Annotated in this window: 14 protein-coding genes, 1 tRNA gene and 1 pseudogene; 12 read left to right on the top strand and 4 right to left on the bottom strand. The window is 75.4% G+C overall.

The genetic code is table 11. From position 1 onward, the window contains the following. The 9 genes and pseudogenes from AB0B97_RS04620 to AB0B97_RS04580 form a co-directional block, all read left to right on the top strand. Positions 1-147: pseudogene (locus tag AB0B97_RS04620) on the top strand (4Fe-4S ferredoxin); the annotation flags it as partial. Beyond that, positions 144-1,265, top strand: coding sequence for an NrfD/PsrC family molybdoenzyme membrane anchor subunit (gene nrfD, locus AB0B97_RS04615; protein WP_357490567.1), 1,122 nt, complete (start codon positions 144-146; stop codon positions 1,263-1,265). The pseudogene AB0B97_RS04620 and the gene nrfD, both read left to right, overlap by 4 nt. Positions 1,266-1,299: 34 nt before the next feature. After that, a tRNA-Sec gene (locus tag AB0B97_RS04610) sits at positions 1,300-1,395 on the top strand. A gap of 19 nt (positions 1,396-1,414) precedes the next feature. Then, entirely contained in the window at positions 1,415-2,719 is a 1,305-nt protein-coding gene (gene selA / locus AB0B97_RS04605) for an L-seryl-tRNA(Sec) selenium transferase (RefSeq protein WP_357490565.1), read from the top strand. 2 nt (positions 2,720-2,721) lie between these two features. Further along, positions 2,722-4,476, top strand: a complete 1,755-nt coding sequence (gene selB / locus AB0B97_RS04600; RefSeq protein WP_357490563.1) for a selenocysteine-specific translation elongation factor — start codon at positions 2,722-2,724, stop codon at positions 4,474-4,476. Positions 4,477-4,536: 60 nt separating this feature from the next. Further along, positions 4,537-5,286, top strand: a complete 750-nt coding sequence (locus AB0B97_RS04595; protein WP_357490561.1) for a hypothetical protein — start codon at positions 4,537-4,539, stop codon at positions 5,284-5,286. A 40-nt stretch (positions 5,287-5,326) separates the two neighbouring features. Next, positions 5,327-5,524, top strand: coding sequence for a hypothetical protein (locus tag AB0B97_RS04590; protein WP_234586099.1), 198 nt, complete (start codon positions 5,327-5,329; stop codon positions 5,522-5,524). Between the two features lie 78 nt (positions 5,525-5,602). Beyond that, positions 5,603-6,880 (top strand): hemolysin family protein, encoded by a 1,278-nt coding sequence (locus AB0B97_RS04585; protein WP_357490559.1) that lies wholly within the window; start codon positions 5,603-5,605, stop codon positions 6,878-6,880. Between the two features lie 73 nt (positions 6,881-6,953). Continuing rightward, on the top strand, positions 6,954-7,139 hold the full coding sequence (locus tag AB0B97_RS04580) for a hypothetical protein (RefSeq protein WP_234586346.1): 186 nt from the start codon (positions 6,954-6,956) through the stop codon (positions 7,137-7,139). A 5-nt stretch (positions 7,140-7,144) separates the two neighbouring features. Here AB0B97_RS04580 and AB0B97_RS04575 read toward each other — a convergent pair whose 3' ends face one another. Beyond that, positions 7,145-7,795 (bottom strand): hypothetical protein, encoded by a 651-nt coding sequence (locus tag AB0B97_RS04575; protein ID WP_357490557.1) that lies wholly within the window; start codon positions 7,793-7,795, stop codon positions 7,145-7,147. Positions 7,796-7,930: 135 nt separating this feature from the next. On the opposite strand from AB0B97_RS04575, the gene AB0B97_RS04570 reads away from it, so the two are divergent. After that, complete coding sequence (locus tag AB0B97_RS04570; protein ID WP_234586106.1) at positions 7,931-8,137, top strand: hypothetical protein; 207 nt, start codon at positions 7,931-7,933, stop codon at positions 8,135-8,137. Here the strand turns inward: AB0B97_RS04570 and AB0B97_RS04565 are convergent. The 3 genes from AB0B97_RS04565 to AB0B97_RS04555 all read right to left on the bottom strand — a co-directional run bounded on the left by AB0B97_RS04565 (position 8,134) and on the right by AB0B97_RS04555 (position 9,772). Next, complete coding sequence (locus AB0B97_RS04565) at positions 8,134-8,610, bottom strand: hypothetical protein (RefSeq protein ID WP_234586111.1); 477 nt, start codon at positions 8,608-8,610, stop codon at positions 8,134-8,136. The genes AB0B97_RS04570 and AB0B97_RS04565 overlap by 4 nt on opposite strands. Continuing rightward, positions 8,607-8,819, bottom strand: a complete 213-nt coding sequence (locus AB0B97_RS04560) for a phosphatidylethanolamine-binding protein (RefSeq protein ID WP_088948250.1) — start codon at positions 8,817-8,819, stop codon at positions 8,607-8,609. The genes AB0B97_RS04565 and AB0B97_RS04560 overlap by 4 nt, the downstream gene beginning before the upstream one ends. A gap of 71 nt (positions 8,820-8,890) precedes the next feature. Further along, the gene (locus tag AB0B97_RS04555) at positions 8,891-9,772 is read right to left on the bottom strand and encodes a universal stress protein (protein WP_357490554.1); all 882 of its coding nucleotides are present in this window, start codon (positions 9,770-9,772) and stop codon (positions 8,891-8,893) included. A 115-nt stretch (positions 9,773-9,887) separates the two neighbouring features. Here AB0B97_RS04555 and AB0B97_RS04550 point away from each other — a divergent pair, with 115 nt between their 5' ends. Together AB0B97_RS04550 and AB0B97_RS04545 are read left to right on the top strand one after the other, a co-directional pair. Next, entirely contained in the window at positions 9,888-10,634 is a 747-nt protein-coding gene (locus AB0B97_RS04550) for an SAM-dependent methyltransferase (RefSeq protein WP_357490552.1), read from the top strand. Between the two features lie 75 nt (positions 10,635-10,709). Continuing rightward, entirely contained in the window at positions 10,710-11,888 is a 1,179-nt protein-coding gene (locus AB0B97_RS04545) for a PP2C family protein-serine/threonine phosphatase (protein ID WP_357490550.1), read from the top strand. Positions 11,889-11,908 lie beyond the last annotated feature (20 nt).

The raw sequence follows: 11,908 nt of genomic DNA, 5'->3' as shown, positions 1-11,908 counted from the left end.
TTGGATGAGCCGGAGGTGTACGGGTTGCCGCCGGATCCGGTGGTGACGACGCGGGATCTGCCGGCGATGTGGAAACGCGCCGGCCTCGCCGCGCTGGCCATGACGGCGGCGACCGTCGCCGCGTTCGTCGTCGGAGGATCGTCGTGAGCCCGGAGCGACAGCCGGTGGGCGATCGGTTCCGCCGGTTCACCGACGCCCGCGACGAGATGGCCGCACGGCAGTCCGGCGGTGACGCCGTCGCGCGATCGTCCGGCGGCGACCCGGCCCGGCGGTCGGGTCGGCGGCGCGGTCGCGGCGGCGGCGAGGAGCTGCGGGTTCCGGAGGCCGAGTTCACGTCCTACTACGGTCGGCCCATCCTCAAGGCGCCGGTCTGGAAGTGGGACATCGCCGCGTACCTGTTCACCGGCGGGCTGGCCGCCGGCTCGTCGCTGCTCGCCGCGGGAGGGCAGCTCACCGGCCGGCCGGTGCTGCGCCGCGCCGGTCGGGTCACCGCGCTGGGCGCCGTCAGCGCCAGCGCCGTCTTCCTGATCCGCGACCTGGGCCGGCCGCAGCGGTTCCACCACATGCTGCGGGTGGCGAAACCGACCTCGCCGATGTCGGTGGGCACCTGGATCCTCACCGCGTTCGGACCGGCCGCCGGGGTCGCCGCGATCGCCGAGGGCGCCGGCCTGCTGCCCCGCCGCGGGCTGCTCGGCGTGGCTGGCCGGGCACTGCCGCCGGTCGGGCACGCCGCCGGGCTCGTCGCCGCCGCCACCGCGCCGGCGCTGGCCACGTACACCGGGGTGCTGCTCGCCGACACGGCGGTGCCGTCGTGGCATGAGGCGTACCCCGAGTTGCCGGTCATCTTCGCGGGCAGCGCGCTGGCCAGCGGCGCCGGCGTGGGTCTGCTCGCCGCGCCACCCGCGCAGGCAGGACCGGCCCGCCGCATGGCGGTGGCCGGCGCGGCCCTGGAACTGTACGGCGCGCACCGGGTGGAGACCCGCCTGGGGCTGCTCAGCGAGCCCTACCGGTCGGGGCGACCCGGTCGGCTGCTGCGCGCCGGTCGGCTGCTGACCGCCGCCGGGGTGGCCGGGGCGCTGCTCGGCCGGCGCAGCCGCGCGGCGGGCGCGTTGTCCGGGGCCGCGTTGCTGGCCGCGTCAGTGGCCACCCGGTTCGGCATCTTCTACGGTGGCGTCGCGTCGGCGCGCGACCCCCGCTACACGGTGGTGCCGCAACGCGAGCGGGTGAACGCTCGACGGACCGGGGTGGATCCGGCGGCTGACTGAGCGGCCGCTTCGGCGTTGTGATCGAATGTCCGACGGAGGCGTTCAGGCGGCTGGTGCCCCTCCCGGTCTTCAAAACCGGTGTGGTCCGGGACCCGGGCCAGGCGGGTTCGATTCCCGTCCGTCTCCGCCAACGGCGGCAGGAGTGAGCGATGCGTGACGGCAGCGTGGACCCGCGACGCCGGGTGCCCCGCACCGACACGCTGCTCGCCGACCCGCGGCTGGCGGAGGCCGTCGCGACCCTCGGCCGGGACCGGGTCAAGGCCGCCGTCGTCCAGGCGCAGGAGCGGGCCCGTCGTGGCGAGATCGAGCCCGACGAGGTCCCCGACGCCGTGGTCGCCGGGTTGCCCGCCCCCGGTCCGCGTACGGTGCTCAACGCCACAGGCGTCGTGCTGCACACCAACCTGGGTCGGGCGCCGCTGTCACCGACCGCAGTCGCCGCGGTCGTGGCGGCCGCCGGACACACCGACGTCGAGCTGGACCTGCGCACGGGACGACGCGCGCGCCGCGGCCGGGACGCGATGGACGCGCTGGCCGCCGCCGTGCCGGACGCCGCCGCCGTGCACGTGGTCAACAACGGCGCCGCCGCGCTGGTGCTGGCCGCCACCGCGCTGGCCGCCGGTCGGGAGATCGTGGTCAGCCGGGGCGAGCTGGTCGAGATCGGCGACGGCTTCCGCCTGCCGGACCTGCTGGAGAGCACCGGCGCCCGCCTGCGCGAGGTGGGCACCACCAACCGCACCACGCTCGACGACTACGCCGCGGCCGTCGGCCCGCAGACCGGCTTCGTGCTCAAGGTGCACCCGTCGAACTTCCAGATCACCGGCTTCACCTCGGCCACACCGGTGCGCCACCTGGCCACGCTCGACGTGCCGGTGGTGGCCGACATCGGCTCCGGGCTGCTCGCGCCGGATCCGCTGCTGCCCGACGAGCCGGACGCGGCCGGCACCCTGCGCGCCGGCGCGGCACTGGTCACCGCGAGCGGCGACAAGCTGCTCGGCGGCCCCCAGGCCGGCCTGTTGCTCGGCGACGCCGCGCTTGTCGAACGGCTGCGCCGCCACCCGCTGGCCCGGGCGCTGCGGGTGGACAAGCTGACCCTGGCCGCGCTGGCCGCCACCCTGCACCGCCCGGACACGCCGACGCGGACCGCGCTGCACGCCGACCCGGCCGCCCTGCGCCGCCGGGTGGAGCTGCTGCGGGACCGGCTCGGCGCCGACGGGTGCAAGGCGGAGGTCGTCCCGGCCGTCGCCGTGGTCGGCGGCGGCGGCGCCCCCGGCGTCGAGCTGGACTCGTGGGCGCTGAGCCTGCCCGAGCGGTACGCCGTGCCGCTGCGCACCGGCGAGCAGCCGGTGCTCGGCCGGGTGGTGCGGGGCCGGCTCCTGCTCGACCTGCGCTGTGTGCCAGCCGACGCCGACGAGGCCGTCCTGGCGGCCGTGCTGCGCGTCGGAGGGGACGACTGATCATGTTCGTCGTCGCCACCGCCGGGCACGTCGACCACGGCAAGTCGACACTGGTCCGGGCGCTCACCGGGATGGAACCCGACCGGTGGGCCGAGGAACGCCGCCGGGGCATGACCATCGACCTGGGTTTCGCCTGGACGACGCTGCCGTCCGGCGCGACCATCGCCTTCGTCGACGTGCCCGGGCACGAGCGGTTCGTGCCGAACATGCTCGCGGGGGTCGGCCCGGTGCCGGCCGCGCTGCTCGTGGTCGCCGCCGACGAGGGGTGGATGCCGCAGTCCGCGGAGCACCTGGCCGCGCTCGACGCGCTCGGCGTCGGGTACGGCCTGCTGGTGGTGACCCGCGCGGACCTGGCCGACCCCGCGCCGGCGGCGGAGCGGGCCCGCGCCGAGATCGCGGCGAGCAGCCTCGGCGCGGTGGAGACGGTGGCGGTCAGCGGGTTGACCGGCGCCGGCCTGCCGGAGCTGCGCGCCGCGCTGGACCGGCTCACCGCCCGGCTGCCCGCCCCCACAGTGGACGCGCCGGTGCGCCTCTGGGTGGACCGCAGCTTCACCGTCCGGGGCAGCGGCACGGTCGTCACCGGCACGCTGGGCGCGGGCCGGTTGCGCGTCGGCGACGAGTTGGAGCTGGCCGGGGCCGACGAACCGGTCCGGATTCGGGGCCTGCACTCCCTCGGCGAGGCCCGTCCGGAGGCGGCGGCCGTGGCCCGGGTGGCGGTCAACCTGCGTGGTACGCCCCGTGACCGGCTCGGCCGCGGCGACGCGCTGCTCACCCCGGGCCGGTTCCACCACACCGACGTCATCGACGTACGGCTCACCGGCGACCCGGCCGCCGACCTGCCCGCCACACTCACCCTGCACGTGGGGTCGGCGGCGGTGCCGGTGCGGGTACGGCCACTCGGCGCGGACACCGTCCGGCTGCGGCTGGCCCGCCCGTTGCCGCTGCTGGTCGGCGACCGGGCATTGCTGCGGGATCCCGGCCGACACCACGTCGCTGGTGGCGTCCGGGTCCTCGACGTGGCGCCTCCGCCGCTGTCGCGCCGGGGCGCGGCTGCCGCCCGCGCGGCGGTTCTGGCCGACCTCGACGGTCGACCCGACCTGGCCGGTGAGCTGCGCCGCCGTCGGCTGGTGCGGGCCGGCGCGCTGCGGCGGATGGGTGTGCCGGTGCAGGCCACACCGGTGGCCGGTGACTGGCTGGCCGACCCCGCGCACTGGCGGCGGCTCGGCGAGCAGCTCACCGACGAGGTCGGCCGGTACGCCCGGGAGCACCCGTTGGAGCCCGGCATGCCGGTGGACGCGTTGCGTCAACGCCTCGCCCTGCCCGACCGGGCGCTGGTCGAGGCGCTGATCCGCCCGCCGCTGCGGGTCCACGCGGGGCGGATCGGCACGGCCGCCGTCGACACCCTGCCGGAGCCGGTGGCCCGGGCCGTGCAGCGGGTCCGCGCCGAGTACGCCGACCGGCCGTTCCGCGCCCCCGAGGCGGACCGCCTCGTCGACCTGGGCCTGGGCCCGCGGGAGATCGGTGCGGCGGTGCGCGCCGGCGCGCTGCTGCGGCTGGCCGACACCGTGGTGCTGCTGCCCGATGCGCTGGACGCGGCGGTCACCGTGCTGGCCGCGTTGCCGCAGCCGTTCACCCTGTCGGCGGCCCGGCAGGCGTTGGACACCACCCGCCGGGTGGCGGTGCCGCTGCTGGAGTTGCTGGACCGTCGCGGCGCCACCCGCCGCCTTCCAGACGACGCCCGGGTCGTCGTCACCTGAGCGCGCCACCCGCGATGGTCGGGGGCGGCCGGGATTGCGGCGGGCTGCCAGGGTGGAGCGATGGCCGAGCTGTCCGCGTCCCCGTCCGTCTCGCGGCCGTTTGGTGACCGGTGGCGTGGTGTCGTTTCGATCGCGCTGCGCTGGGGGTTGCCGCTGCTGTGGGTGCTGTGGGCCGCACTGGCATGGTGGGTGGCGCCCCGCGAGGCGACGGCGGGCCAGCTCGACCGGGATCTGGCGGCGGGCCGGGTGGTGACCTTCCAACGGGCGTCGGGCTGGGCCGACGACGACGCGTACTGGGGCAGCCGACCGCAGCCGCGGTACGACCCGCAGGGCGCGATGATCGCCTGGAGCGTGCCGAACGGCCACGTCCGGTACGCCCTCGTCGAGCCGCCCGAGGAGCAGGCGGAGCCCACCGGGTCGCAGTCGACGGATCGACCCACCGGGTTGGACGCGAGACTGGCCGCGTCGGCGGGTCCGTGGCAGTCGGCCGGCGCTGTCGCGCACCGGCTCGCCGACGCCGCCGGGCTGCTCGCTGGCGCGGTGACCCTGCTGTGGCTGGTCCGGCTGGCCGTTGGCGCCCCGCCGCTGGTCGGCAACCGGTGGTTCTGGTACTGGATCGGACTCCTGCCGTTCGGGGTGGGCGTGCTGGCCTGGTCGTACCGTGAGATCTGGCGACCGCCGCCGGTGCCGCCGGCCGTTCGCGGCTCGGGGTGGCGCGGCGCCGGTTGGCTGCTGCTCGCCGGGGTCGGCATCGTCCTGTTGGTGTCGGTGGCGCGTGCTCTGTTCGGCGGCTCGGTGGTGCCGGGCTAACCGGGCCCCCCGACCGTCGGCGGTCACCTACGGTGACGCCATGGACCCTTCGGCCATCTGGCGGGACCGGCAGCACCAGTGGCGGATCGAGGCGTACCGCGCGCCGGATCTGCGGTTTGCCATCTACGCGACCAACGGCCCCACCGAGTCGGTGCCGCTGTGGCTGTTCGGCATGTCGGCGCTGGCCCGGTGGTTGATGACCCACTCGATCTCGCTGGACGACCTGGAGGTCGACTGAGCGCCCCCGGCCGGAAACGGGACCCGGAGCCGGGTGCGCTGCGGTTAGGTGACCTGAGGCGGTCAACGGGGGTGGGCGGTGGGCGGTCAGCTGGGGCAGTTGGCGCTGGTGGCCGTGCTGGTGCTGGTCAACGCCGCGCTCTCGGGCAGCGAGATGGCGCTGGTGACGCTGCGGGAGGGGCAGCTGCGCCGGTTGGGTCGGCGGACCCGCGCCGGTGACCGGCTGGTCCGGCTCTCCCGGGACCCGAACCGCTATCTGGCCACCATCCAGCTCGGCATCACCCTGGCCGGGTTCCTCGCCTCGGCTGCCGCGGCGGTGTCGCTCGCCCAGCCGTTGGTCGGCCCGTTGGGTTTCCTCGGCGCGGCGGCCCGACCGGCCGCGGTGCTGCTGGTGACCGTGGCGCTGACCTTCGTCACGTTGGTGCTGGGCGAGTTGGCGCCCAAACGCCTCGCCATGCAGCGGGCCGAGCGGTGGGCGTTGCTCAGCGCCGGGCCGCTGGACCTGCTCGCCCGGGTGTCCCGCCCGGCGGTGTGGCTGCTCAGCTCGGCCACCGACGTGGTGGTCCGGCTCGCCGGCGGGAACCCCCGGGCCAGCCGGGAGGAGATGACCGAGGAGGAGTTGCGGGAGATGCTGGTCAGTCAGCGTGGCCTGTCGGCGCAGCAGCGGGAGATCCTGACCGGCGCGTTCGACATCGCCGGCCGGACGCTGCGGGAGATCCTGGTGGCCCGCCGGGACGTGACGACGCTGCCGACCGACCTGGCCGCCGACGAGGGGGTACGCCTGCTGGCCGCCGCGGGCCGGTCCCGCGCCCCGGTGACCGGCCCCGGCGGTCTGGACGAGGTGACCGGCGTGGTGCACATCCGCGATCTGGTGCGGGCCGGCACCGGAACGGTGGGGGAGCGGGTCCGGTCGCCGTTGCTGCTGCCGGTCACCCTGCCGGTGGCCGACGCGTTGCGCCGCTTGCGCCAGGAACACCAGCAACTGGCCCTCGTCGTCGACGAGCACGGCGGCATCGACGGCATCGTCACGCTGGAGGACCTGCTGGCCGAGGTCGTCGGCGAGTTGTACGACGAGACCGACCGCGACGTGCGGGACGTGGCCCGGGAGCCGGACGGGTCGCTGCTGGTGCCCGGTGACTTTCCCCTGCACGACCTGCCCGATCTGGGGGTGCGACTGAGCTTCCCGCTGTCGCGGGAGTACACGACCGTGGCGGGGCTGGTGCTGGCGCGGTTGGGGCACCTGCCGGGTGAGCCGGGCGAGACGGTGCGGTTGCCGGGCCTGACCATCGAGGTGGTGGAGGTCGCCGACCGGGCGGTGCGGCGGGTGCGGCTGCTCGGCTTCGTCACCGAAACGTGAGCGCGTCGCCCAGAAGAGGGACAAGACCCACGAAAAGCCGCCCAGCGGATGCTCCTCGCCTAGCGTGCGGTACGTGAAGGACCGAGGGTTGCGTACGTTCGTCACCGTGCTCGCCGGTCTCGCGGTGATCTACTTCGGCAGCGCGGGCCGCAGCCCCGAGGAGGGCCGCGGCCTCTCCGGCGGGGTCATCGTCCTGGCGCTGCTCGCCGCGCTCGGCGTGTGGCACCTGACCCGGCCGGGCGACAAGACAGTCAAGTGAGCGCCTCACCCGGCGGCGACGCGGGTGACCTCGCCGGCGGACTCCTCGCCGAGCGCCACCCGCACCAGCGCCGAGGCGAGCCGACCGAAGTCCGGTTCGTCGACCAGCGAGGCCAACCGGTCCGGTGAGCCCGGCAGGCCCAGCCGCTTCGCGCCGGCGAGGGCCCGACGGTCGGCGTACGGGCGCAGGTCGGACCACACCGTCTGGGCCTCGCGCAGGTAGATGTCGGCGCCGGTGGGCCCGATGCCGGGAAACTCGGTGAGCCGTCGGCGCAGCCCGGCCGGGTCACCCTGGGCGTCCCGGTGCAGGCGCCGCAGGTCGCCGTGCCAGCGGTCCAGGCACAGCCGGGCGCCGGTGCCGAGCATGGTGCCGGTGCGCTCGTCGTAGCGGCGGTAGTGTCCGCGGCCCAGCGCGTCGACCCGCTGCTGCCAGCTCGCCGCCTCCATCGCCTGCGGTGTGCGGTAGCCGGCCGCGAACAGCTCCCGCGCGGCGTCGACAGCCACGCACGCCCGGATCCGGGTGCTCAGCAGGGTGGCCAGCACCAGCAGCTGGTACAGCGGGCCCGGGCGGTCGGAGAGCCGGATACCGGCCTCCTCGGCGTACGTGTGGCTGCGCCGGTCCAACAGGACCCGCACCACCGCTTCATCGTCACCCACACCTCGTGCGTACCCACCCCGCGACCGGCTAGCCCTCCCACGTGTGACCGGGGCCGGAATGCCCTCGGGCGGGGCGGGTATGCGCACGGTGGAGGCGGTCGATGCCGTCTGCCGTACCCGGAGGGGAGACACCTCGTGACGAACCCGCAGCAGCAGGAGTTCCGGCGCAACGCACTCGGTGGGACCAGCCAGGACAACAAGGGCCCCGCCCCGGGCGGGCACCCGGCCAACCGTGGTACCTCGCGGGGTGACCAGGGTCGACCGGTGCCCAAGGGCCAGGTGTCGCCGTACGGCCCGGCGGGTGAGCCGGTCGCCGAGGACGACAGCGACACCCGGGCCTAACGAGCGTGACCTGACGGCCGCCGCAACCTGTTCCAGGTGGCGGCGGCCGTCAGTCCGTACGCCAGGTGCGGGACGATGTCGGAGATCCAGTCGGAGCGCCCCCAGGTGCGCGGATCGCTGATCCCCAGCACGGTGATGGACCCGTCGGTCATCGTCATGACCCCGGCGCCGAGCACGCCGGTGGCCATCGGCAGTGGCTGGCGGCGCCCACCGGCGTAGAGCGCGAACGCCACGCCGGCGGCGATGCCCAGCCCGTAGCCGATCAGGGCCCCGAGCCCCGAGCGGCGGTTCGCCGCCCGGGGCCCCGACCCCAGGTCCACGTGCGCGATGCCGGCCAGCCGGTCGACTGTCTGCTCCGGTGTGCTGCTCGCCGCTCGTGCCCGCAGGGCGATGTCCAGGTAGCCGACCACGTTGAGCGCGGTGGTGCCGACGGCGCCCGCGATGGCGCCGTCGGCCAGGTCGACCCCCCTCACTTCGGATCGCCCGGTTCGCGTTCACTCTTGGGTCCGTAGGTGCGCTCGCCGCGTACGACGCCCCGTTGGCCGCGATCCTCCTGCAGGATCCGGTTCGCTACCTGGTTGGCCTTGCCGTCGGGCACCCGTCGTCCGGAGTCGTCGATCGCGTTGCGCAACCGCGCCCGCTGCTTGTCGTACGCGTTGCTGCCCGGCCGTGGTCCTGGCATCTGCTGCCTCCTTCGTCGCCGTTGGCGTACCGCGGCCGTCTACCCGTCTCGCGGCGGGCCAACCCCGGGGGTCAGCGGGGGCCGCGCACCACGGCGACCGGGCACCGGGCGTGGTGCAGCACCGACTGACTCACCGACCCCAGCAGCAGGCCGGTCACCTCGCCGCGCCCCTGCCCCCCGACGACCATCAGTTGGGCGGAACGGGACGCCTCGGCGAGCACCGCGCCGGTGCGCCCGTGCGTCGCCCGCCAGGTCAGCCGCAGCCCCGGGTGGCGATCGGTCAGCCCGTCCAGCCAGCCGGTGAGCATCCGCTCCTGCTCAGCGTGCAGCTGCGCCTCGTCGTACACCAGGGGTTGCATGTCACCGGGGCCGCTGCTGCCGGGGTGCCGGTAGGCGTGCACCGCGCGCAGCGGCACGCCGCGCGCCACGGCGGTCTCGGCGGCGAAGTCGGCGGCGAGCCGGGACGCCGCCGAGCCGTCCATCGCCACCAGCACCGGCTCGTCGGGGCGTTGGTCGCCGCGGGCGACGAGCACCGGGCAGTCGGCGTACGCGCAGACCTGCACCGCCACCGAGCCGACGACCAGCGCGGAGAAGCCGCCCAGCCCGCGGTCGCCGAGCACGATGAGCGCGGCGGTGGGGGACTCACCCACCAGCACGGCGGAGGCCTCGCCGTCGATGATCTCACCGGCGACCGTGAGCCCGGGTGTGGTCGCCTCGGCCTCGGCCACTGCGGCGGCCACCAGCTCCTCGGCCCGGTGGCGCAGTCCGGCGCCGGGCGGCGCGTCGGGAGCGGGGGAGACCGGCACGTGCAGCAGCGGCCAGATGAACCCGTGCACCACCCGCAGCGGTCGGTGCCGGCGGACGGCCTCGGCGGCGGCCAGGCGCACCGCGCGCAGGGACGACTCCGAGCCGTCCACGCCGACCACCACCGCCGCGCTGTCCGCCGAGTTCACCCGTGTCACCTCCCGCCGGGCCAGTATCGCGGGCGTGGCGGCGCGGCGGAGCGATACCGCCGGTCGGGCCCGGGTCGGTACGCTGGCGGCGACCGGACGGGGAGGAGCGTCGTCGATGGGTGAACCGGACGAGCCGAGCACCGCCCGCATGATCAACTTCTGGCTCGGCGGGGAGCACCACTTCGACGTCGACGTGGCCGCGGCGGGCGCCTTCGAGCAGGCGTACGGGCCGTGCGCGCCGGTCTTTCGGGAGCTGCGGGCGTTCCTCGGCCGGGCGGTGCGGGCGATGGCCGAGCAGGGCGTGGACGGGTTCCTGGTGTTCGGCGCGGGCGTGCCGACGATGGGCAACGTGCACGAGGTCGCCGCCGAGGCCACCGTGCTCTACACCGACGTCGACCCGGTCACCATCCGGCTGGGGCAGCGGATCCTCGCCGACAGCGACCGGGCGGGCTACGGCTACGGCGACGCCACGGACATCGGCACTGTCGACCCGGCCCAGCTGCACCGATTCGTCCCGGGGTGGGGGCGGCGGCCGGTGGGGGTGGTCTTCCTCGGGCTCGCCGCGTTCCTCGACGACGCCACGCTCACGCGCACCCTCGACGAGCTGTACGCCGCAGCGGCGCCGGGGAGCCTGCTGGCCGTGGACTTCGACACCGAGGAGTTGGCCGCCCACCCGCAGGCGCTGGCGATGATGGGGCCGGCGTTCCGGATGCGTCCCCCGGCGGCGTTCGCCCCGCTGCTCGGTAGGTGGACGCCGACGGCGGACGGGATCGTCCCGGTCCACCGGTGGCGGCCCGCCGGCCCGCCCGCCGACGTGCCGGACGCCTTTCACGGCGTGCTGGCGACACGGGGCGCCGACTGACCCGCGACGACCGGTTGTCCGGGGGCGTCCGTATGATGCTTGCCCTGTAGCAAGTTTCTGGAGGGACGACCAACCATGGTGGACGCGCCGGACGGGGTGTCGCGCGCGCTGCGCGAGGCCGCGCCCGACCAGCTGGCGGAAGCGGCGGACCGGGCGATCCGGTCGGCGTTGGGCGCGTTGCGCACCGACGTGTTCGTCGCCGACTACCGGATCAGCGGTCTCTGGCCGGTGTTGGATCCCGACCTGCCGGCGGCCGGAGCCCTGGCCCGGCACACCGTGGCGCAGCGCTGCTTCTCCAGCCAGCAGCCGGTGCGCGACGGGCTGGACGACGGCGCGTGCCGGCTCTACCTGCCCCTGACGGTGTGGGGGGAGCGGCTGGGTGTGCTGCTCATCGAGCTGCCGACCGTCCCGGGCCCGGCGGTCACCGGCCACGCCACCGACATCGCCGGCGACCTGGCGGTGGCGATGCGGGCAGCGGACCGCGAGACCGACCGCTATCGCCGGGCCCGTCGCCGCGAGCGGCTCAGCATGGCCGCCGAGATGCAGTGGGACCTGCTGCCCGGTCGCAGCGTGTCGCACCGCGCCTTTCACCTGGCCGGGCAGTTGGAACCGGCGTACACCGTCGGCGGGGACCACTTCGACTGGTCGTTGGACGGTGACCGGCTCACCCTGACGGTGCTCAACGGCGAGGGCACCGGCCTGGCCGCGTCGCTGCTGACGGCGGTCACGGTGAACGCGATGCGCAACGCCCGCCGCTCCGGCGGTGGCCTCGTGGAGCAGGCGGAGCTGGCCTCGGACACGGTCTACTACCAGCACCGGGGGCGTCGGCACGTGGCCACGCTGCTGCTCGAGCTGGACATCCGCACCGGGCGGGTGCGCGCGGTCGACGCCGGTTCGCCGCACCTGCTGCGGATGCGTGGCGCGACCGTCGAGCCGGTGAAGCTGGAGCAGCAACTGCCGTTGGGCATGTTCGCCGAGACCCGCTACGAGCTGCAGGAGTTCACGCTCGCGCCGGGTGAACGGGTCTTCGTCGTCAGCGACGGGGTGTGGGCGGCCGAGCCGGCGGGGCGGGAGCCGTACGGGCAGCGGATGATGGCCCGATCCCTACGGGCCACACGGTTGCAGCCGGCGACCGAGGCGGTTGGTACGGTGATGCGCGAACTACACGCCTACCACGCGGATTCCGATTTGCGCGACGACGCCGTCGTCGTCTGCCTCGACTGGCATGGTCCGCGTGAGCGGGACGGCGGATGAGAGTCGCCGCCGCCGCGCCG

Origin of the sequence: Micromonospora sp. NPDC049004 (genome assembly GCF_040649315.1) — a bacterium.
Taxonomy (GTDB): domain Bacteria; phylum Actinomycetota; class Actinomycetes; order Mycobacteriales; family Micromonosporaceae; genus Micromonospora.
The sequence above is the reverse complement of the archived record's forward strand: the minus strand, read 5'-3'. Positions and strand labels throughout refer to the sequence as shown.